Raw genomic sequence first — 20,363 nt, forward strand, 5'->3', positions numbered from 1 at the left:
GGTTAGCGAGCGTCACAAGCTCCGGCAATCGCGCAGGTGGGGGCGCATCGCGAGCGGAAGCGAGTCGATGTCGCTGGGTTCATCGATGTCGCGCAGCGTTTCCCGGAGATCGACGCTCCACCCAGAAGCGGCGATCCTTTGGATCGTCAAGGCAGCAACCCTGTCGCTGCTCCACGGCATGTCCTCGAACAGCCGCCCGTCGAAGCGGCGCAGGCCGAGCAGAACGTAGCCGCCGTCGGCGGCGGGATGGAGAACGGCGTCGTGGGTGTCCAGCGCCGCCGCTGCCGCGCGCAAATGGGCGGCATCGAGCGTCGGGCAATCGCCGCCGATCAGCAGAGCGGTCTCGCCGCCTTCGATCGTGCGCCGGGCGGCGCGGGCAAGCCGTTCGCCCAGGTCGCCATCGCCTTGGGCGGAGAGCCGAACCCCGAGCGAGAGCGGCCCCCAGGTTCGGGCATCGGGCTCCCCGCACAGTTCCACCGTAAGCCCGGTCGCGCGCGCCGTGCGCAGCGTCGAACACAGCATCCGCCGCGCCAGCCGGGCGGCGGCTTCAGCACCGAGCAAGGGTATCAGCCGAGTCTTCACCCGTCCGGCGACCGGCGCCTTGGCGAAGACGAGGATTCGGGTGCTCACCCGCGTCGCCAGCGATGCCAGCGCTCGGCGAGGGCGAGCGCCCATTCGGGCTTGTGCGTCTTCTTCCATTCGCCTGCGGCGTATTTGTTGGCCTCGGCCATGGTCGGATAAGCATGGATGGTGGAGAGGATCTTGTTGAGCCCGAGACCGTGGCGCATCGCCAGCACGATCTCCGCCAGAATCTCGCCGGCACTGGCGCCGACGATGGTGGCGCCGAGGATTCGGTCCTTGCCCGGCTGGACGAGCAGCTTCACGAACCCTTCGCGGGCGCCTTCGGCCACGGCGCGGTCGAGGTGCGAGAGGTCGTAACGATGGACTTCGTGCGCCACGCCGGCCTCCCGCGCGGACTGCTCGTTGTGGCCGACATGGGCGACCTCCGGATCGGTGTAGGTCACCCAGGGCAGCACCGAGATGTCGACCTTGAAACGGCGAACGCTGCCGAACAGGGCGTTGACCGCTGCATACCAGGCGTGGTGCGCGGCGAGGTGGGTGAACTGCAAGGTGCCGGTAACGTCGCCGACCGCGTAGATGTTGGGAAACCGGGTTTCCAGCCAGGGATCGACGATCGATCTCGCCTCCACGTCAATGCCGAGTTCCTCGAGCCCGTAGCCGCGGAGCCGCGCGCGGCGGCCAACGGCGACGATCAGCTCGTCGAACGGCACGCGCTCCTCGACTCCGCCGCAGGCGACGACGAGCATCCCGTCTTCGACGCGCAGCGCCGTGCAGCCGGTGCGGATATCGACGCCTTCACCGCGCAGGCGCGCCGCGATCAGGGCGGAGACCTCCGGATCCTCCTTTGAAAGGAGGCGGTCTCCATGATCGATCTGGGTGACGCGGCTGCCAAGCCGCACGAAGGCCTGGGCAAGCTCGGTGCCGATCGGCCCGCCACCGAGGATGACGACCCGGCCGGGGACGTGGTCGCGGCCGCGCAGGGCCTCCCACATCGTGTCGCTGGTGAGATAGCCCGAAGTCGCCAGCCCGGGCAGATCGGGGACGAACGGCCGGCCTCCGGCGGCAATCACGATCGACCGCGATGTCAGGCGCTCGCCGCCGTCGATCTCCACCGTCCAGGGATCGACGATTCGCGCACGGCCCTTGCGGACGTCGACGCCGAGGCCGGTATAGCGCTCGACGCTGTCCGCGGGGGCGATGATCCGGATCGCCTCGTGGACCCGCTCGATCACCGCGCGAAAGTCGACTCGCACGCCGGACGTCACGATTCCGTAGGCGCTGCCATCGCGCGCCGACTTGGCCGCCTTGGCGCTGGCGATCAGCGCCTTGGACGGCACGCAGCCGGTGTTGAGGCAGTCGCCGCCCATCTCTCCGGCCTCGATCAGGGTCACCTTGGCGCGGACGGTCGCGCCGATCAGGCTGGTGACGAGGCCGCCGGCTCCCGCGCCGATCACGATGAGGTTGCGATCGAACCGCTTCGGCTTGTGCCAGCCCTTGTAGATGCGGCGCCTGCGCAGCATGCCAACGACGAACTTGGCCAGCAGCGGAAACAGGCTGAGCAGCACGAACGCCCCGAGCAGTCCGCCCGAGAGGATGTCGCTGGTGCTTTCGATGCGCCCGATCTGCGTCCCCGCATTGACGAAGACGAAGGTGCCGGCGAGCATCCCGATCTGGCTTACCACCCAGAAGGTGACGAGCCGCATGCGGGTCATGCCCATGCCGAGATTGATCAGGAAGAAGGGGATCGCCGGATTGAGCCGCAAGGTGAGCAGGTAGAAGATGCCGTCACGTGCGATCCCTTCGTCGATCGCGCCCAATCGGGCACCGAACCGCGCCGCGACCCAGTCGCGCAGCAAGTAGCGGGCGCCCAGAAAGGCGAGGCTCGCTCCGATCGTCGAGGCGAAGGAGGCGAGCAGCAGCCCCTCCCACAATCCGAACAATGCGCCGGCCGCCAGCGTCAGGATTGCAGCGCCGGGCAAAGAAAGGGCGGTCACCACGATGTAGAGCAGCAGGAAGGCGGCAGCGGCAGCGAGCGGCTGCGCGGCGATCGCCGCCTGGATGGTCTCGCGGCTCTCCTTGAGCCGCGCCAGGGTCAGCCATTCGCGCAGCGGGGACAGGAAAAGCGCGGCGATCAGCACCACGACGAGTAGCAGAAGGAGGATCTTGCCGTGCCGCTTCATTCTTGCCCTTCCCGCCCGTGTCGGAGAGGCTTAACAGCGGGACAGGCCCCACACCATCCCGCCTTAAGGAGGGCGCCATCGCCACCAGGATCGCGCACAATCCGTCGCCGTTCGCCGATCTGTCCGCGCGGCCGCTCGACGCCGCGAAGTTCCGGGACCCGCTGGTCACGGCGAAGGGCGAGCGTCGGGCCTCCGTCGCCTTGCGCGCGCTCGAGACTCTGTGGCTCAACACCGGAACCCTGTGCAATCTCGCCTGCACCAGCTGCTACATCGCAAGCAGCCCGCGCAACGATGCGCTCGTCTATCTGAGCCTCGCCGAAGCGGTGGCCTATCTGGAGGAAGCGGCCGCGCTCGGAACGCGCGAGATCGGCTTCACCGGCGGCGAGCCGTTCATGAACCCGGACATGGTGCCGATGATTGCGGCGGCCCTGGCGCGCGGCTTCGACGTGCTGGTGCTGACCAACGCGATGCGGCCGATGCGGCGGTTCGAGGCGGCGCTAGCGCCCCTCGCCGGGCCGAAGCTGACGATGCGGGTCAGCCTCGATCATCACAGCCAGTCGGTACACGAGGCCGAGCGCGGCGCCGGCACCTGGGCCAAGGCGGTCGATGGCCTGCGCTGGCTGTCGGAAGCCGGTTTCCGCGTCGCGGTCGCCGGCCGGCAGCTTCCCGGGGAGACCGAGGCGGAGGCGCGTGCCGGCTATCAACGCCTGTTCGAGGCGCTCGGCATCACGGTCGATGCCGGGCTCGTCCTGTTCCCGCCGATGGACGCGGCGGCCGACGTGCCCGAGATCACCGAAGCCTGCTGGGACATTCTCCACCTTTCGCCCGATGCGATGATGTGCGCGTCGAGCCGGATGGTGGTGAAGCCGCGCGGCGCCGATCGGCCGCACGTCGTCGCCTGCACCTTGCTCCCCTACGATCCCCAGTTCGCGCTCGGCGAGACGCTGGCGGACGCGTCCGGCAAGGTGATGCTCAACCATCCGCATTGCGCCAAATTCTGCGTGCTGGGGGGCGCCAGCTGTTCCGGCTGAGCGTGGTCGTGCCGACGCTCGACGCGGCGGCGACCCTGCCGGCCTGCCTTGCGGCGCTCGCCGGGGCCGACGAGGTGATCGTCGCCGACGGCGGGTCGGCCGATGCGACGTGCGACATCGCCGCGACCGCCGGGGCGACGGTGATCGTCGGTGCACGGGGCAGGGGACGCCAGCTTGCGGCGGGCGCGGAGGCCGCGAGCGGCGACTGGCTGCTGTTCCTTCATGCCGACACGATCCTCTCCGCCGATTGGCGGTCGGCGGTGCTCGACCATGTTCGGGCGGCACCGGACCGTCCCGGCTGCTTCCGCTTTCAACTCGACGATAGAGCCTGGCAGGCGCGGCTGATCGAGCGCGGGGTCGCCGTGCGGGTCCGGCTCCTCGGGCTGCCTTATGGCGACCAGGGGCTGCTGGTCTCGCGGCCGGTGTACGATGTCGCCGGCGGCTACCGCCCGCTGCCGTTGATGGAGGATGTCGATCTCGTCCGCCGCCTCCTGCGGCCGGCACTGCTGGGCGCGGATGCGGTCACGTCCGCCGACCGCTGGCGCCGCGACGGCTGGTTCCGCCGCTCGGCGCGCAATCTCGCCTTGCTGACGCTCTGGCGGCTCGGCCTGAGCCCGGCGGCGGCGGCGCGGCTCTACGGCTGAGGGGGGCTGAATCCGGCACTCCAATTCCGGCGTGATGCTGTAGAGTCGACGCCATGCAGATCAGGAAAGCCGAACCCGGGGACGTTGCGGCGATCGCCGCGATCATCCTGCCGACTATCCGGGAAGGCGCGACTTACGCGCTCGACACCGACATGTCGGAAGCCGAGGCGCTCGCTTATTGGCTCGGCGCCGACAAGGAGACCTTCGTCGCCGAGGAAGACGGTGGGCTCATCGGCACCTATTACATGAAAGAAAATCAGCCCGGCGGCGGCGCGCATGTCTGCAATTGTGGCTACATGACGAGCCCTGCCGCGGCCGGTCGTGGCGTCGCCCGCCGCATGGGACTCCATTCGCTCGAACTGGCACGGGTTCGGGGTTATCTTGCGATGCAGTTCAACTTCGTCGTCACCACCAACGTGCGTGCCGTGCGCCTTTGGGAGTCGCTCGGCTTCGATGTCGTCGGTCGATTACCCGGAGCCTTCCGCCACCCGGAGCAAGGCTTCGTCGACGCATTGGTGATGTACCAGGCTCTGTGAGACCGGGGACGCGCGGATCAGCCGCGCGTGCGAACCGCATGATGCTCGACGAGCCGCAGTTCGAATTCCTCCGGCTCGGAGAAACTGACGAAGACGATGTCGAGCGCATCGTCGGCGAAGAGCTGGATGGCGCGGTCGATCGCCCCGTCGATCCAGGTCGCATCGTTCCCGAAGGCGCCGCCGCCGAGCCGGGTAAGCAAGACACGGTTCGACCCGCCCCGGGCAGCGTTGACGGCGGCGGCGTGGAGCGTCGCTTCATAGGCCGCTTCAAGGACGAGACAGGCAAGCGGGCGCCACACGGCAGGCTGAAGCCCCGAATAGCGTACCGGCATCGCCGAGCAGAATGCCTGCGAGACGCTTGGGCCCGATGCGATGTCGGTGACCTCCACATTCTCATGCAGACCGATCTTGAGGCAGGCGCGGAGGACATCGAGATCGTCCGGATCGGCGCTGGTCAGCCCGTCGGATATGCGCTGCAACGTGCTGCTGCTCGGCAATGCATAGCCATTCTCCATCGACCAGAGTTGGGCGTCCGGAGCGTCGATCCTCTCGGCCAGGCTGCGCTGGAACAGATCGAGTGTATCGAGCTGGCGGTCCGCGGTCTGACCCGTACGGTCGCCGATCGGGGCGAAATAGTTGCGGTAGATCGTCGCGGCGCCCGCGGCCATCGCGCAGGCCGGCCCCTGGGTGCGATCCCACTGATAGCGTGTGACGCCGTCTTCCGGCGTGATCTCCGGGCCAGTCATTTCTAAGAGGTTGAACTGCGATGCGACCTGGAACAGCGCCCCTTCATTCTTCGGATCGGCATGCATTTGCCGGACGTCGCCGGAGCAGGTGCCGAGTTTCAGACGTCCCTTGCGGCGCCCGGCTGCAGATGCGACGCGCAGTTCGGCCAGGCTCGGCATGCTCAGCGCGCCGATGCCGTAGCTCCGGCCATTGACCCTGGAGTGCAGGCGTCCGTCCGCTGCCTCGAGCCGCTTTCGCGTTTCAGGATACGACATTTCCGCAAAGCCGGTGAGGCGCTCGAACCAGTCCATCTCTGCTCCTCTGGGTGCCGCCGCGCAGCGGGCTGCGCCTCCGCTTACGCGCATTACGATCCTGTGATCGTTTTTTCCGTCATTGCTGACGAACAATGTTCGTTTCCTCGGCGCGGATCGGGCGCATAGCCTTTCAGGATAAAAGGAGAGAGGAGCTGAAGGCATGGACAGGAGGACAGCTGATGCCCCGAGTCGAGGAGCCCGCTCGCGCCGTCCTGAATCGCTGACGTGAGACGCGGCTCGCACAAGAGGCCCGGTCCCCGCAAACGGGTCCGTGTCGCGAGTCATGGCTTTGATGGCCTGCTTTGAGCAGCAGATACGAGGCAGCGAGATGGCAAAGACCCCCTATATCGAGAGTGCCGACGGCGTGTTCGTCGAAAGCGCCGAAGTGGTCAACATCGCAGGGCGAATGACTCCGCGGGAGACCGCAATCAGCTTCGATGTCGACGATTGGGTAATCGTCGAAGGTACCGGTGCGCCGATCGGCCAGTCGACCAAGGCTTATTATCCGATCCCCAACCGGCCGCCGACGAGCATCCTGCGCTGCCGGCTCCATAATGACGAGCGCCGGCTTCACGCCCTGCGCACGGCCGGTGCGGCGCCGATCCAGGCCGAGCTCGAGCTCGACATTCAGGCGACGCAGGACGGCACCAGCAGCGGCGCGGTCAGCCATCGTCCGCCGCCGGAAGCCGGTGCGGAGGGGGGCGCGGACGCTCCGGCGGAGCGCCTGTGCGGGCGGCTGCTGATTACCCAGGATCGCTTCCAGTTCATCGTCGACCGATTGAAGCAGCCGGGCGCACGCTTGCGGCTGATGATCAAGCTACCGCTGTACAAGAGCGCGATCGCCCATGCCGTCGACAGCGAGCGGATGACCCAGGATCTGTATCTCCGCTACGGCGAGACGGTGCCGCTCACCGGTTACTCGATCGAAGTGCTGTTCGGGCCGATGCGGGACGGAGGCCGCACCGCGTAGGGACGCAAGCCCGGCGCCGCGGCCGTCCTCTCGCGTCTGCCGTTCGTCGATCCGGAGCGCACGTTGATCGGCGGCCCTGGCAGCCGGCAGGTTCCCCGAAGTGTCCCGTCGCGCGGCGCGTGCCTTTCGCGCAGCATCGGCCGATCGAGACTGTCTCACCCTGGTGGTTCCACTGGAAGGGACGATACGATGCGGAAATCACTTCATGCGGCGCTGATCGCCGTCTCCCTCATCGCCGGCGGCGCCGCCGCGGCCGATCCCGTGACCGTCCGTATCCGTCACGGCGATCTCGATCTCGCCAGCCCGGCGGGGCGCGCGATCTTCGACAAGAGGGTTCGGGCCGCGGCGACCCGGATCTGCGGGATGCCGCCGGTGATGGATGACCCGACCTTCTGGGCGGTGAGCGGCTGCCGCGCCCAGGTGATCCGGTCGAGCGAGACCGGCGTCGCGGTGAGTCTCGCTTCGCGACGAAGCGACGCGCCGATATCGGGCGCCCGCTGAGCGAACCGGACGCTCGCTCGCGCCTTTTCGAGACGGCTGGTCCTCGCCGAACTTTCCCGGCACAATCGCCGGAGGAGGGAAAGCAGGAATGGCAAACGTCGATCGCGGGACCGCGGGCAGGGGCATCGCGCTCGTCGGTGCCTTGCTCGCCGGCCTTGGAGTCGCGCTTGGCGCGTTCGGCGCGCATGGCCTCCGCGCGATCCTCGACGCGCAGGCGCTCGGCTGGTGGCAGACCGGCGTCCAGTACCAGATGTGGCATGCCGTCGCTCTGATCGCGCTCACGGCCCTCCGCGGCGTGCGCACCCATGTGCCCGCCTGGCTGATCGCCGCCGGCACGATCGTCTTTTCCGGATCGCTCTACATCATGGCGTTGACCGGCGCGCGCTGGCTCGGCGCGGTGACTCCGATCGGCGGCCTGCTGATGATCGCGGGCTGGTGCCTGCTGGCGTGGCGGCTGTCGAATCCACGGACCACGGCCACCTCTCAGGACTAGATGTTTCGGCCTTGTCCCGATGGGAACGGTCACTATCTCACACTTGGTGCCCTAGTCACGCCGCATTGTCGTGTGTATAGGCGCGCGAAATCCCTATCCTGACAGGACCTATTCTAATGAGCCTCCGCAACGTGGCGATCATTGCGCACGTCGATCACGGCAAGACCACGCTCGTCGACCAGCTGTTCCGCCAGTCCGGCACCTTCCGTGACAATCAGCGCGTCGAAGAGCGCGCGATGGACTCGAACGATCTCGAGAAGGAGCGGGGGATCACCATTCTCGCCAAGTGCACGTCGGTCGACTGGACCGCGGCCGACGGCGAATCCGCGCGGATCAACATCGTCGACACACCGGGCCACGCCGATTTCGGCGCCGAGGTGGAGCGGATCCTGTCGATGGTCGACGGCGTCATCCTGCTCGTCGACGCTGCCGAAGGCCCGATGCCGCAGACCAAGTTCGTCACCGGCAAGGCGCTCGGCCTCGGCCTCAAGCCGATCGTCGTCGTCAACAAGATCGACCGTCCCGATGCGCGTCCGGCCGAAGTGCTCGACGAATGTTTCGAGCTTTTCCTCAGCCTCGACGCCAATGACGAGCAGCTCGATTTCCCGGTCCTCTACGCATCGGGTCGCGCCGGCTACGCCGGCGAGACCGACGACGTTCGCTCGGGCGACCTCAAGCCGCTGTTCCAGAAGATCGTCGATCATGTTCCCGATCCGGGCCTCGACAAGCAAGGCGAGTTCAGGATGCTCGCCACCCTGCTCGACCGCGATCCGTTCCTCGGCCGCATCCTCACCGGCCGCATCGAGAGCGGCAAGCTGGACGTCAACATGCCGATCAGCGCGATCGACGTCGACGGCAAGCCGGTCGAAGCGGGCCGCGCCACCAAGGTTTTCGCCTTCCGCGGCCTCGACCGCGTTCCGGTCGAGCATGCCGAAGCAGGTGACATCGTCGCCATTGCCGGCCTCGCCAAAGCGACCGTGTCGAACACCATCGCCGCGCCCGGCGTGACGGTGCCGGTGCCCTCGCGTCCGATCGATCCGCCGACGCTGGCGATGAGCTTCGCGGTGAACGACAGTCCGTATGCCGGTAAGGAAGGCGACAAGGTGCAGAGCCGCGTCATCCGCGATCGCCTGGAGCGCGAGGCCGAGACCAACGTCGCGATCCGCATCACCACCGCGTCGGACAATGACAGTTTCGAAGTCGCCGGCCGCGGCGAGCTTCAGCTCGGCGTGCTGATCGAGACGATGCGCCGCGAGGGCTTCGAGCTTTCGATCAGCCGTCCGCGAGTGCTGTTCAAGGACGGTCCGAGCGGCCGTGAAGAGCCCTATGAGACGGTGGTCGTCGACGTCGACGACGAGCATAGCGGCACCGTCGTCGAGAAAATGGCGATGCGCAAGGCCGAGATGACCGACATGCGTCCGTCGGGCGGCGGCAAGACCCGCCTGACCTTCTCGGCGCCGTCCCGCGGCCTGATCGGCTATCACGGCGAATTCCTGTCCGACACCCGCGGCACCGGAATCATGAACCGGCTGTTCGAGAAATACGGACCGTATAAGGGCCCGATCTCGGGCCGCCAGAACGGCGTGCTGATCTCGATGGAGCAGGGCGATGCCGTCGCTTACTCGCTCAACATGCTCGAGGAGCGGGGCATCCTGTTCATCGCACCGGGCGAGAAGCTGTACGAAGGCATGATCATCGGCGAGAATGCCAAGCCGCAGGATCTCGAAGTCAATCCGCTGAAATCCAAGCAGCTGACCAACTTCCGCGCGTCGGGCGGCAAGGACGATGCGATCCGCCTGACTCCCCCGAAGCGGATGACGCTGGAGCAGGCGATCGCCTACATCCAGGACGACGAGCTGGTCGAGGTCACGCCCAAGTCGATCCGCCTGCGCAAGCGCCACCTCGATCCGCACGAGCGCAAGCGCCAGTCGCGCAAGTCCGAAGCGGCGTAAGCGCCGCCTACAGAATTTCTTAAGTCGAACCGGATTAGCCTCTCTCCCAATCGGAGAGGGGCTTTTTCATGCTGGACATCATCATACGGCCGTGGCTGCACGCATTCACCTTTCAAGGACGGGCAACGCGGACGGAATATTGGTTGTTCGCGTTACAGCTGGTGATCGTCATCGCCTGTGAGTTCATCCTGTTGTTGGGCGCGGCGGGAAGCAGCGGTTTGGCCGGGATCGGCATTGTCGGCGCAATCATTCTGATCGCGTCGTTCGTCTTCGCCTTCATCGCCAATCTCACGGCGACGGTGCGCCGGCTGCACGACCAGGACAAAACGGGGTGGTTCTATCTGGTCCAGTTCATCCCCATGGTCGGCGGCCTGATCTTCTTCGTGCTGACGCTGTGGCCGGGCACGCCGGGCGAGAATTCCTACGGCTACGATCCGCGCGAGGGCGATTATTCCGGGTCGATGGCGCGCGTTTTCTCCTGAGGAGGGGCTCTCTCCGTAACCGAAGACTTGCGGCCGGGCTTTCGCCTGTTCTCGTTTCGGGCTGGTAGCCCGCTCCCTTGCTGCGCTAAGAGGCGCAGGCACTCGGGTAAGGGGGATTTCACATGTCGGACTATATCAAGGGCCCTTGGCGGCGCGCGCTGGATTTCAAGGGACGCTCGACGCGAACTGAATATTGGCTGTTCCAGCTGCAGATGCCGATCGTCCTTGGTGTCGGCTTCGCGATTGGTGCCCTCGTCGGCACTGAATGGATGACCTACATCCTGGGCGGCTTGCTGGTGCTGGCCTTCATTCCCTGGTTCATCGCTTCGCTGGCGATCGGCGTGCGCAGGTTGCACGATCATGACAAAAGCGGCTGGTGGCTGTTGATCGGCCTCATTCCCTATGTCGGCGGTGTCATCCAACTGGTTCTGATGCTCCTGCCCGGCGATCAGGGCGACAATCGTTACGGCTACAATCCTCGTTACGGCGATACTGCCGACCAGATGACTCGCGTCTTCTCCTGATCCGCGCGCGCGGCGCAAATCACGCTTCCGCGCCCATGTTGACGATGGTCAGATATTCGTCGTCGCGGACCGGCGAGACGGAGAGGCGGGACTGGCGCAGCATCTCGAGCGCGGCGAGCCTCGGCTCCGTCCTGATCGCGCTGAGCGGCACCGGAACGGCAAGCGCCCGCACCGGCTCGACCGCGACCGAGACCCAGTCGCCGTCGGCGCCGTCGGGCTTGCCCTCGCGTGCGATGCGCATGATGCCGACCACCGCCTTGTCGCCGCCGCTATGGTAGAAGAGCGCCTGGTCGCCCGCCTTCATCGCGCGCAGGTGGAGCCGGGCGGCGGCATTGCGGACACCATCCCATTCGGTGCCGCCGTTGCGGACGAGGTCGTCCCAGCTGTAGCTTCCGGGTTCTGATTTCATCAGCCAATAGGCCATGATGGCGCCTCCTTGTCGCCAGCGTAGATTTTTCCGGCGCGGCGCGCCACAAGGAGCACGATGCGACGCGCCCTGATCCTTCTCCCGCTCATCCTCGCAGGCTGCGGCCAGCCGGTGCGGGACGATCATTTCACCAATGCGCAGCAGCCTGCCGAGCAGGCGCCGTCGGCGCCGGAGGTGGCACCGCCGGTGGCCGTACGTGTCGGCGAACTCGGGCCGAATTTCGATGCCTGCCCGTCGATCGGGACGGCGCGACGGATCGAGACTGGTGCCGGCCTGGCGCTGCGGGCAGGTCCGTTCGATTATGCCGAGCAGACCGGGACGATCCCGTCGAGCGCCCGCTTCTTCGTCTGCACCCGCTCCCTCGACCAGAAATGGCTCGGGATCGTGCTTCACGAAAGCGGGCAGCCGAGCCCGGGCTGCGGAGTCTCTGAGCCGGTCACGCAGCGCCGGGCCTATGAAGGCCCCTGTCGCTCCGGGTGGGTTGCAAGCGCGGGAGTCAGGCTGGTCGCCGATGTCGGCGCGTCGAGCAAGGCGAATCGCTCCGAGCCGGAACCGGAGCCTGCGCGTTAGATCGCGAAGCACAAAGGTTCCATCGGCGGGCGAATAAATCTTCGGCATGCCCCCTCGGGGACACGGCTCATCGTGGACTCGCCGTCTGCGGGTTGAACCCCGGTGATTCCCCCTCCATCATTCAATCACGAGAGAAGAGCGGACCGGTTTTGCGCAGAGGCGGAGCCAGTCACGCGAGACGGGGGCGATCAGCGTGCGGTTTTCTTCGCACGGGGGGATCTCCAGCCGCATAGTTTTGGAAGCTTATGAACCGATCCAATCGGGCCGCGGCACTGTCCGCGACCTCCGCTGCACTCGTCGTTGCACTCAGCTATTCAGCGCCGTCCCAGGCCCAGAACACCTCTTTTTCCATCACCAGAGCTCCGATTCTTACGAGCACGGTCACCAATATTGGCGCCGTCAGCCACACCGCATCCCCTCATTATGCGACTGCGCCTGCGAGCGCCACGGAGAGGGTAAGCGACGGCAACAGCCTCGGCACCCCAGCATCGGCCAGGCCTGCGCTCGACAGTGCGCCGATGGTCGATGTCTCCCTCGACCGGATCGACATCAAGGTAACGCCGCCCGCAGCACAGGGCGCCGTGTCCGAAAAGAAGGGTTTCTTCGGCAATCTGTGGACCAAGGCGACGGCCTTGCTCGGCATCGGTCCGTCGACCCCGCCGACTCTCGACCAGCTCGTCGTCACCTATGCCGGCGAACAGACCGAAACGCCGGAGCAGGATTGCCTCGCCAAAGCGGTCTATTTCGAGGCCCGGGGCGAATCGCTCGAAGGTCAGCTCGCCGTTGCACAGGTCGTGCTCAACCGCGCCGCCTCCGGCCGCTATCCGGCTTCCGTGTGCGGGGTGGTCACCCAGCCGCGGCAATTCTCGTTCATCAGCCGCGGCAAGTTCCCGACGCCGGACATGCGCTCGGACGCCTGGCGCAGGGCGGTGGCGGTGTCGCGAGTCGCTCAGGAGAGGCTCGCCGGAACATTGGCGTCGGACGTGCTCTGGTATCACGCCTCCTATGTCTCGCCGGGCTGGGGCAAGCGCCTCCGCCGCTCCGCGCAGATCGGCACCCACATTTTCTATTCCTGATCCGGCCCTAACCCTGATCCGCTTTCCGGCGCAGCGTCCGAAACGTGATCGAGTAACGAAGCTCTTCCATCACCGGGATGCTGTGCTCCCATTCGTCGCGTGCCGGGCCGCGCAACAGGTAGACCGAGCGCGGCGCCGCGATCACGTTCGCCCGCTCCCAGCGATCCCCCTGTCTCCGCCGGAAGCGCAAGCGCGCCCGGGCAAGCAGCGACACGCCAAGGACATCTCCGAACACCGGCTTGTCGCGATGCCAGCCGATGCCGGCGCCCGGCGCATATTCGATGATCAGCGCGTGGACGAGCGCCGCGCCTTCGATCCCCGCGAACACCGCGGCGCGATCGCGCACGGGGAACAGCCAGTCGGGCATCGGCTCGGCCTCATGCAGGCCGCTGCCGTCGAAGGCATAATGCCAGCCGAACGAGACCGTCCGCCGGTTGCCGAGATAATTCTGGAATTCGAACGCCTGGAACGGGAGATCGGCGAGGCGCGCGACCAGATCCTGTTCCTCGGCCGGCGTGATCAGCGCCTCACCATAGACCAGGCCTGCAGGCAGCGCGGGCGGAGTCGGTCCTCCGAACAGGTTCAGCTGGGCCATCGTCCGGCCATCCTCTCGATCAGCAATTTCTTCATCCTTTCCGTGGCATGCATGCGGGAATCCGTATCCTGGGGAGCGTAATGCCCGATATCCGTTCCATGATCCCTCTGCGCCGCGACACCGGTCCGGGCCCGGAAGGTCGCAAGTCCGGCAAAGCTGCGGCCGAGAAGACGACCAACGGAGCCGGCCGGTCCGGCCTCACCAGGATCGCGATCAAGCGGGAGCAGGCGCGCACCAGCAATCACCGCATCGAAGACCGGCTGGGCGGCCTCGTCGAGGAAACCACGATCGTGTTTCGACGGAAGCGCTTGCGGGTGTGCGTGGTCAACGTCTCCTCGCGCGGCGCGATGATCGAATGCGACCTTCCGGCCCGTGTCGGCGAGCCGATCGATATCTTCTTCACCGACGATCACCGGACCAAAACCGTGGTCCGCTGGCTGCGCAACGGCCGGTTCGGCGTGGAGTTCGTCGAGGAAATGATCTGCTGGGATGCGACCCAGGCAAACGGGCCGATCCTGCGCTTCGCACCGCTGGTCGAGGATGACCAGCGGCCCGCGCCGCGCAAGGTGAGCGACCGCGCACCGCGTCAACGGGTCGCCCGGCGCGGATCGCTGCTGGCCTGCGATCTGTTCGTTCCGGTTCGCATTCGCGACCTGTCGCCGGGCGGCGCCGGCATCGAATGCGACCGGACGCTCCGCGCGGGCAGGGAGGTGGAGCTCGATCTCGGCGAGGCGGGCATCCGTAGCGCGCAGGTGCGCTGGTCCCGCAACGGCCAGGTCGGGCTGCGCTTCACGAGCGAATTCGATCTCAGTGCCTTGCCCCCGGGGAGCTCAGGCCGCGCCTGAGCATCGGGAGGCCTGCTCGGCCCCGGTCCGCAGGGTTGGGCAGCCCAAGTGCCGTAGCGTGAACGACACGGGTGCTTAACGATCCGCATCCTTGCCGCATTCGGCCGCTTTGCTGCTGTACGCCGCGCAGAGTGCAGCGTTAGAAGTCGTTCTTCGCTCTGCTTGCGAAGGAGGATTGATTGGCCCGCATTTCCCCGACCGATGAACTGTCGGTGCCGCATGGGGAAATGACGCTTCAAACGCGGCAGACTATCCCGATCCTGCGTTACTCGACCGACCACCTGCCGGAACAGCAGCGCTATGAAGAATGGTTGCGCCGCGATTGGCCGCGCACCGAGCCCATCTACCGGACCGAGCGCACCGAGCCGTTCAACACACGCTGGGAGTCCGCACAGCTCGGCCCGGTGATCTTCGTCTACACGGAGATCACGGGGATGCATTGGGAGCGTCGGGCCGAGGACATCCGGTCGTCGGATTTCGATCCGATCATCGTCAGCATGATGATCGATGGCCTGGCCCAAGGCGATCTCGACGGCCGCGCCTTTCGGGAGCCGTCGGGCACGCTGCATTTCCACGACCTCGGCCGCCCCTCGCTGCACGTTTCGACGGCGAGCCGGACCTACGCGATCGTCATGCCCCGCCCGGTGGCGGAGGAATGGATCGGCCCCGTCTACGATCTCCATGGCCTGGTCGTCGAGGAAGAGCCCGCCGCGATGCTGTTCTCGCATGCGGCGCAGACCCACAAGGCGTTGCCGCGGCTCGACATCGCCGCTGCGGAACGGCTCGGCCGGACGTTCCTCGAACTGATCGCGATCGCAGCAGCGGAGGTACGTCCGCGCGAGGCGGCGCGCGTCAGCCCGGAAGCGGCGCTCCGCCGCCGAGCCGAGGAGGAGATCGAGCGGCGGCTCGGCTCCACCAGTCTCACCGTGGCCTGGTTGTGCGATCGTCTCGGCGTGTCACGCGCCCGCCTGTTCCGCGCGTTCCAGTCCGAAGCGGGGATCCACACGTACATCCTGCGGCAGCGGCTCGAACGGGCGCGCACCGCCCTTGCCGATCTCGATCGGGGAGAGCCGATCGGGACGATCGCCCATCGGCTCGGCTTCAGCGATCCCGGCCATCTCAGCCGCAGCTTCCGCGCCCGTTTCGGCATGAGCCCGCGCGACTACCGCCAGCTGGTTTCGGCAAACAGCACCGGTTCTCCAGCGGAGGCGTGAGGGGGCCTTTACGGGATCGCGCTCGCCCATCGGACCCGTCGTGCCGAACCGGAAAGGCCGAAGCCGCCATTGAGTCTTGGCGCTTCGCTCCCAACCCCGTCGTTGCGCTCGTCGAGGTCCTCTCCTTATCTTTTCTTTAATCGAAGGCAGTAAAGAGGAGCTTCGACAGGCTCGGCCCGAACGGGGTGGAGGGGGCTGGTCGGGAGCGTCAGAGTCGAGATATGCAGCTCAGTGCGTCTGCCGCGGGTGACGTGGACGTGGCAGTCAGTACACGCCGAAACCTTTGCACCGCATCGTCGCTCGTCAAGGCAAGTGTCCATGTTTTGGCGCGCGGCTCATCACCCCGTTCGGGCTGAGCTTGTCGAAGGCCTTTCCTTCGGTCTTCCGTCACCGAAGGCCTCGAAAGGAGGGCTTCGGCGCGAAGGTCCAGGCGCTCGCTGTTCGCAGGTCAGCCTGCGAGCTTCGCCGCAGCTCTGCGTGCGGCTGCCTCTCGAAGGGCCTGGAACTCGGCCGCCGCGGCGACCACGGTTTGCGTTAAGGACGGCTCCGCATGCACAGGCGATCCGCCGGAAAAGGGCGGCTTCGGATCATATTCCATCGTGAGCTGTGCGGCGCGGGCCAGCTCGTCTCCGAAGATCCGTGCCGCGAGAACAAGCGCAAAATCGATCCCCGAGGTCACGCCGGCGCCGGTGACCCGATCACGATCGATCACCACGCGTTCAGAGACCGGCGTAGCGCCAAACAGATAAAGCTGAGGCAAGGATTGCCAATGGCAGGTCGCACGGTAGCCGGTGAGCAGGCCCGCTGCCGCAAGCACGAGCGAGCCGGTGCAGACGGACGTAACGTAGGCAGCGCCAGATGCCTGCTGCCTCAGAAATGCCAGCACCTCCTCATCCTCCATCAGGGCTAACTGGCCCGGTCCGCCGGGCACGAACAAAATGTCGGCCGGGGGAGAGTCGGCGAGGCACGTTGAGGGAATGATGCGAAGGCCGCTGGCATCCCTCACCGGATCCTGGCCTTTCCAGACGATCTCGATCTTCATCTCGGGAAATCGCGAGAAGACCTCGAATGGGCCGGTAAGGTCCAGCTGGGTCATGTCCGGGTAGGCAAGCATGACGATCTGCATGGCGGCTCCTCTTCGGGTTCCGGCGAAGGCCCGTCGGCGCCGCTCGCCGCTTTGTATCGCATCGCCAACGTCGAGAGCGGCCGTCCCAAGTGTCGTTGCGGTCTTCCAACCCTGTTCGGGCTGAGCTTGTCGAAGCCCTCTCCTTACGTCTTCCATCCAAATAAGGGAGAAAAAAGGGCTTTGATAAGCTCAGCCCGAACAGGCTGAGCCTGCGAAGGTTGGGTCGCCCGAATGCGTGCCCTCAATGGGTCGCCTTCAGCGCGTCCGCGAGCAAACGAAAATCCTTTTCGCGGGGGCTGCCCTTGCGCCAGATCAGGGCGATGCGGCGGAAGGCGTGTTCGGCATCGAGCGGAAAGGCGACGACCCCGGTACCGTCGAGAATACCGGCATCGACCGCCATTTCCGGCACCATGGTGACTCCGAGGCCGTTGCCGACCATTTGTACCAGGGTGTGCAGCGAGGTGCCGAGCATCGTCGCCTCGGCGCGAAGCTCCGGCCGGTTGCAGGCGGCCAGGGCGTGTTCGCGCAGGCAATGGCCGTCCTCGAGCAGCAGCAGCCGGGTTTCGTCGATCGCGCCCGGAGGAACGCTGGCGGCGCCGCCGACCGGGGCGTCGCCGGGCGGGAAAGCGACGAACAGGCGATCTTCGAACAAAGGTTCGGCCTCGATGTCGCCGCAGCCATAAGGAAGCGCGAGCAGGACGCAGTCGAGCTGGCCGCGGTGGAGACTGTCGCAGGCGGCCTGGCTCGTCTCCTCGCGCAGGAACAGGCGCAGATCGGGCCAGTCGACCCGAAGCTTGGGCAGCAGGCGCGGCAGCACGAACGGCGCGATCGTCGGAATGACGCCCATGCGGAGCTCGCCCGACAGGGGTTTGCCGGCGGCGCGGGCGAGATCGGCAAGCTCCTCGGCCTCGCGCAGCACCCGCCGCGCCTTCTCGGCGATGCGATCGCCAAGCGGGGTGAAGCGGACGACCCGCCGGGTGCGCTCGACCAGGGTTACGCCGATCAGGATCTCGAGCTCGCGCACACCCGCCGAGAGGGTCGACTGGGTGACGAAGCAGGCGTCGGCAGCCCGCCCGAAATGCCCCTGGTCCTTCAGCGCCACGAGATATTGAAGCTGCTTCAGGGTCGGCAGGTAGGTGGTCATCGTTATCGCCTCAGTCGATCAGTGCCCCATCTTTAATGGGATGCGCCGATAAAGGCGAGTCAGGATTGCTGCGTATCCGTCGGCTTTGACGGCCCGCTCACCGCTTGGCCGCGAACCAGATGACGTGGCGCGGTCCCTTGCCGCTCTGGCGGGCGCGGACGGCGACCTCCTCGACCGCGAACCCGGCCTCGCGCAGGCGTTTGGCGAATTTCACGTCGGGAGCGGCCGACCAGACCGCCAGGATGCCGCCGGGCTTCAGCGCCGCTTTCGCCGCGGCGAGCCCGCTTGCGGAGTAGAGGCCGTCATTGGCGGCGCGGGTGAGGCCGTCCGGCCCGTTGTCGACGTCGAGCAGGATCGCGTCATAGGCATTGGCTTCGGCGCGGATCAACGCACCGACATCGTCCAGCACCACCCGAACCCGGCGATCGTCGAGGCAGCCGGCGGCAAGCTCCGCCATCGGTCCGCGTGCCCAGTCGATGATCTTGGGGACCAGCTCGGCGACGGTCAGACGGGCCTTGGGGCCGAGCGCAGCCAAAGCGGCGCGCAGGGTGAAGCCCATGCCATAGCCGCCGATCAGCAGATGCGGGTCGGCCGGAGCGGGTTTCCGCAACGCGAGCCGCTCGCAGGTCATCACCGCCAGCGCTTCCTCGGAGCCGCTCATCCGGCTGTTCATCAGCTCGTTGCGATCAAGCACGATCATGAAGTCCGCACCGCGCCGGAACAGCCGCAGCGGCTCGCCGCCGGGCACGTCGGCAATGTCGATGAGTTCGCGGGGGATCATGCAAAGGCTCCAGAAAATGGGTGCGCGCCGCCTACAGCATTGTGCTGGCCGCTGCACGTGGGCGTGTCCGCAGGCAGGATCGGCCATGCCAGAGCGGATCGCCGGCCGCCGCAGGACACCAAGCTTCTCCCGCCAGCGATTTCGGTGCCGTGGGGTGGAAGCCGGCTGTCTGCCAAGGCTTTGCCAGGATCCGCCGCTCGTTCGCGAACATCTCGTCGAGACACGTCATGCGCCCACAACCGCTCATTGCCGTCACCGATGTCGAAGCGAGCAGCCGATGGTATCAGCAGCCGCTCGGCTGCCGCAGCGATCATGGCGGCTCCACGTGCGAGCGGGGGGGGGGGGCACCGACAGGCTTGAGCTTTTCCCGATCTTCGGCGTTGATCCGGCCAATGCACGTGTTCATCGATTTCGAGGCTTCCTCGCTCAGCAAGACCGGTTACCCGATCGAGGTCGGCTGGGTGTTCGAGGACGGCCGGTCCGAAAATCACCTGATCCGGCCGGCGCCGCAATGGACCGACTGGGATGAGAAATCCGAGGCGATACACGGCATCAGCCGCGAAACCCTGGAGCGCGACGGCACGCCGCACGACATCGTCGCGGCGCAGCTGGTGGCGGCGCTGACCGGCCACCGCGTGTTCGCCAGCGCGCCGTCGTGGGACGGCAAGTGGCTCAGCGCCTTGCTGCGCGCGGCCGGGCTGCCGCGCCACGCGATCCGCCTGCAGGACACCGAGCTTGCCCAGCATGAGAGCGCCGTCGCACTCCTCACCGGGCTGCTGCCGCCGGCCGAGCGGATGGTTCGGGTGCGAGCGATCATGGCGCGGGTGCGCAGCGAAGGGGAGGCGCGTCCGGTGCGTCACCGTGCGGTCGCCGATGCGGAGGAGGAATTGCGTCGGTGGCGGGAGGTGATGCGGCTGGCGGAAGAGGAAGCGGCGGCTGCGCTCTAGCGGGCGCCGTTCGTGCGCGTGCCGACGTAGGCGACGAAGGCGTCGAGGAAGGCCTGCAGCCGTTCCTCGGTGGTGGGGTCGACGAGCTTGCCCTCCGCAAAGGCCTTGCCGGCGCCGGAAACGAGCAGGCGCCCGCCATTCCAGGTGTCGCATCCAAGGGTGCGCAGCACCGGCAGCCAGGAATTCTGGCTGAGGATCGTGCCGAAGCCGCCGAGCGACGCGCCCATGATCGCGACCGGCTTGCCGCCGAAGACACGGGCGATGTCGGAGGAGGGGCGGGAGGTCCAGTCGATGGCATTCTTGAACACGCCGGGGATCGAATTGTTATATTCCGGCGTGGCGAGCAGCAGCCCGTCGCAGGCGACGATCTGCTGCTTGAGACGGGTGACCGCCGCCGGCAGCCCCTCGGCGGTCTCGACATCCCCGTCGTAGAGCGGGATGCCGGCGATGGTCCCGATCTCGAGCGTCGCGCCGTCCGGCATCAGCTCGCCCGCCCGGCGCAGCAGGGCGCTATTGTACGAGCCCTGGCGCAGGCTGCCGGAAATGCCAAGAAGCTTCACCATCGCTCGTCCCTGCTCTCGTCCTTTGGCTCTTGTCTCCGACCCTTTTGCCCCTTTCATCATCCTCGCGAAAGCGAGGATCTCAGGACAGGCAGGTGCTGCCGCCGCCTCCCCTCTGGAGCCTTTCCGGCCTGAGATCCCGG

Annotated in this window: 23 protein-coding genes; 14 read left to right on the plus strand and 9 right to left on the minus strand. The window is 66.8% G+C overall.

Annotated features, from left to right (window positions below):
• Nucleotides 1–12: 12 nt before the first annotated feature.
• Nucleotides 13–630: a TIGR04282 family arsenosugar biosynthesis glycosyltransferase gene (locus C7I55_RS08480; protein ID WP_199192769.1), complete on the minus strand. Its 618-nt coding sequence runs from the start codon at nt 628–630 to the stop codon at nt 13–15.
• The gene (locus C7I55_RS08485; RefSeq protein ID WP_106512520.1) at nt 627–2,762 is read right to left on the minus strand and encodes an FAD-dependent oxidoreductase; all 2,136 of its coding nucleotides are present in this window, start codon (nt 2,760–2,762) and stop codon (nt 627–629) included. The genes C7I55_RS08480 and C7I55_RS08485 overlap by 4 nt, the downstream gene beginning before the upstream one ends.
• A 17-nt stretch (nt 2,763–2,779) precedes the next feature.
• Here C7I55_RS08485 and C7I55_RS08490 point away from each other — a divergent pair, with 17 nt between their 5' ends.
• From C7I55_RS08490 to C7I55_RS08500, 3 genes are read left to right on the plus strand one after another with little or no spacing between them, the layout of a single operon-like run.
• Nucleotides 2,780–3,793 carry a radical SAM protein gene (locus C7I55_RS08490; protein ID WP_332888412.1) on the plus strand — a complete coding sequence of 338 codons (1,014 nt, stop codon included), beginning with the start codon at nt 2,780–2,782 and terminating at the stop codon, nt 3,791–3,793.
• An 8-nt stretch (nt 3,794–3,801) separates the two neighbouring features.
• Nucleotides 3,802–4,437: a TIGR04283 family arsenosugar biosynthesis glycosyltransferase gene (locus C7I55_RS08495; RefSeq protein WP_199192770.1), complete on the plus strand. Its 636-nt coding sequence runs from the start codon at nt 3,802–3,804 to the stop codon at nt 4,435–4,437.
• 53 nt (nt 4,438–4,490) lie between these two features.
• Nucleotides 4,491–4,973: a GNAT family N-acetyltransferase gene (locus C7I55_RS08500; protein ID WP_106512521.1), complete on the plus strand. Its 483-nt coding sequence runs from the start codon at nt 4,491–4,493 to the stop codon at nt 4,971–4,973.
• Nucleotides 4,974–4,990: 17 nt separating this feature from the next.
• On the opposite strand, the gene C7I55_RS08505 is transcribed toward C7I55_RS08500, so the two are convergent.
• The gene (locus C7I55_RS08505) at nt 4,991–6,010 is read right to left on the minus strand and encodes a hypothetical protein (protein WP_106512522.1); all 1,020 of its coding nucleotides are present in this window, start codon (nt 6,008–6,010) and stop codon (nt 4,991–4,993) included.
• Between the two features lie 331 nt (nt 6,011–6,341).
• Between C7I55_RS08505 and C7I55_RS08510 the strand changes: the two genes are divergently transcribed.
• The 6 genes from C7I55_RS08510 (at nt 6,342) to C7I55_RS08535 (ending at nt 10,935) form a co-directional block, all read left to right on the plus strand.
• The gene (locus tag C7I55_RS08510; protein WP_106512523.1) at nt 6,342–6,983 is read left to right on the plus strand and encodes a hypothetical protein; all 642 of its coding nucleotides are present in this window, start codon (nt 6,342–6,344) and stop codon (nt 6,981–6,983) included.
• A 189-nt stretch (nt 6,984–7,172) separates the two neighbouring features.
• The gene (locus C7I55_RS08515; RefSeq protein WP_106512524.1) at nt 7,173–7,484 is read left to right on the plus strand and encodes a UrcA family protein; all 312 of its coding nucleotides are present in this window, start codon (nt 7,173–7,175) and stop codon (nt 7,482–7,484) included.
• Between the two features lie 88 nt (nt 7,485–7,572).
• Nucleotides 7,573–7,977 carry a DUF423 domain-containing protein gene (locus C7I55_RS08520; RefSeq protein WP_106512525.1) on the plus strand — a complete coding sequence of 135 codons (405 nt, stop codon included), beginning with the start codon at nt 7,573–7,575 and terminating at the stop codon, nt 7,975–7,977.
• Nucleotides 7,978–8,093: 116 nt separating this feature from the next.
• On the plus strand, nt 8,094–9,929 hold the full coding sequence (typA, locus tag C7I55_RS08525) for a translational GTPase TypA (RefSeq protein WP_106512526.1): 1,836 nt from the start codon (nt 8,094–8,096) through the stop codon (nt 9,927–9,929).
• Nucleotides 9,930–9,997: 68 nt separating this feature from the next.
• Nucleotides 9,998–10,411 (plus strand): DUF805 domain-containing protein, encoded by a 414-nt coding sequence (locus C7I55_RS08530; RefSeq protein ID WP_106512527.1) that lies wholly within the window; start codon nt 9,998–10,000, stop codon nt 10,409–10,411.
• Nucleotides 10,412–10,533: 122 nt separating this feature from the next.
• Complete coding sequence (locus tag C7I55_RS08535) at nt 10,534–10,935, plus strand: DUF805 domain-containing protein (protein ID WP_106512528.1); 402 nt, start codon at nt 10,534–10,536, stop codon at nt 10,933–10,935.
• Nucleotides 10,936–10,954: 19 nt separating this feature from the next.
• Here C7I55_RS08535 and C7I55_RS08540 read toward each other — a convergent pair whose 3' ends face one another.
• Complete coding sequence (locus C7I55_RS08540; protein ID WP_106512529.1) at nt 10,955–11,359, minus strand: EVE domain-containing protein; 405 nt, start codon at nt 11,357–11,359, stop codon at nt 10,955–10,957.
• Nucleotides 11,360–11,419: 60 nt separating this feature from the next.
• Here C7I55_RS08540 and C7I55_RS08545 point away from each other — a divergent pair, with 60 nt between their 5' ends.
• Entirely contained in the window at nt 11,420–11,932 is a 513-nt protein-coding gene (locus C7I55_RS08545; RefSeq protein WP_106512530.1) for a hypothetical protein, read from the plus strand.
• Between the two features lie 245 nt (nt 11,933–12,177).
• The gene (locus tag C7I55_RS08550) at nt 12,178–13,008 is read left to right on the plus strand and encodes a cell wall hydrolase (RefSeq protein WP_106512531.1); all 831 of its coding nucleotides are present in this window, start codon (nt 12,178–12,180) and stop codon (nt 13,006–13,008) included.
• Nucleotides 13,009–13,015: 7 nt separating this feature from the next.
• Here the strand turns inward: C7I55_RS08550 and C7I55_RS08555 are convergent, their stop codons facing one another.
• On the minus strand, nt 13,016–13,603 hold the full coding sequence (locus C7I55_RS08555; protein WP_106512532.1) for an alpha-ketoglutarate-dependent dioxygenase AlkB: 588 nt from the start codon (nt 13,601–13,603) through the stop codon (nt 13,016–13,018).
• A gap of 80 nt (nt 13,604–13,683) precedes the next feature.
• On the opposite strand from C7I55_RS08555, the gene C7I55_RS08560 reads away from it, so the two are divergent.
• Both C7I55_RS08560 and C7I55_RS08565 read left to right on the plus strand, forming a co-directional pair.
• Nucleotides 13,684–14,448, plus strand: coding sequence for a PilZ domain-containing protein (locus C7I55_RS08560; RefSeq protein WP_158266345.1), 765 nt, complete (start codon nt 13,684–13,686; stop codon nt 14,446–14,448).
• Between the two features lie 179 nt (nt 14,449–14,627).
• A complete protein-coding gene (locus C7I55_RS08565) occupies nt 14,628–15,662 on the plus strand; it encodes a helix-turn-helix transcriptional regulator (protein ID WP_106512534.1) in 1,035 nt (344 codons plus the stop codon).
• Nucleotides 15,663–16,110: 448 nt separating this feature from the next.
• Here the strand turns inward: C7I55_RS08565 and C7I55_RS08570 are convergent, their stop codons facing one another.
• The 3 genes from C7I55_RS08570 to C7I55_RS08580 all read right to left on the minus strand — a co-directional run bounded on the left by C7I55_RS08570 (nt 16,111) and on the right by C7I55_RS08580 (nt 18,713).
• Nucleotides 16,111–16,788, minus strand: a complete 678-nt coding sequence (locus tag C7I55_RS08570) for a DJ-1/PfpI family protein (protein ID WP_106512535.1) — start codon at nt 16,786–16,788, stop codon at nt 16,111–16,113.
• Nucleotides 16,789–17,029: 241 nt separating this feature from the next.
• The gene (locus tag C7I55_RS08575; protein ID WP_106512536.1) at nt 17,030–17,932 is read right to left on the minus strand and encodes a hydrogen peroxide-inducible genes activator; all 903 of its coding nucleotides are present in this window, start codon (nt 17,930–17,932) and stop codon (nt 17,030–17,032) included.
• Between the two features lie 97 nt (nt 17,933–18,029).
• Nucleotides 18,030–18,713, minus strand: coding sequence for a spermine/spermidine synthase domain-containing protein (locus C7I55_RS08580; RefSeq protein WP_106512537.1), 684 nt, complete (start codon nt 18,711–18,713; stop codon nt 18,030–18,032).
• A 392-nt stretch (nt 18,714–19,105) separates the two neighbouring features.
• On the opposite strand from C7I55_RS08580, the gene C7I55_RS08585 reads away from it, so the two are divergent.
• Nucleotides 19,106–19,660, plus strand: a complete 555-nt coding sequence (locus C7I55_RS08585) for a 3'-5' exonuclease (RefSeq protein ID WP_106512538.1) — start codon at nt 19,106–19,108, stop codon at nt 19,658–19,660.
• Here the strand turns inward: C7I55_RS08585 and C7I55_RS08590 are convergent.
• Nucleotides 19,657–20,223: an NADPH-dependent FMN reductase gene (locus C7I55_RS08590; protein ID WP_106512539.1), complete on the minus strand. Its 567-nt coding sequence runs from the start codon at nt 20,221–20,223 to the stop codon at nt 19,657–19,659. The two genes, C7I55_RS08585 and C7I55_RS08590, sit on opposite strands and share 4 nt — an antisense overlap.
• Between the last annotated feature and the right edge of the window lie 140 nt (nt 20,224–20,363).

The organism is Allosphingosinicella deserti (genome assembly GCF_003012735.1).
GTDB lineage: Bacteria > Pseudomonadota > Alphaproteobacteria > Sphingomonadales > Sphingomonadaceae > Allosphingosinicella > Allosphingosinicella deserti.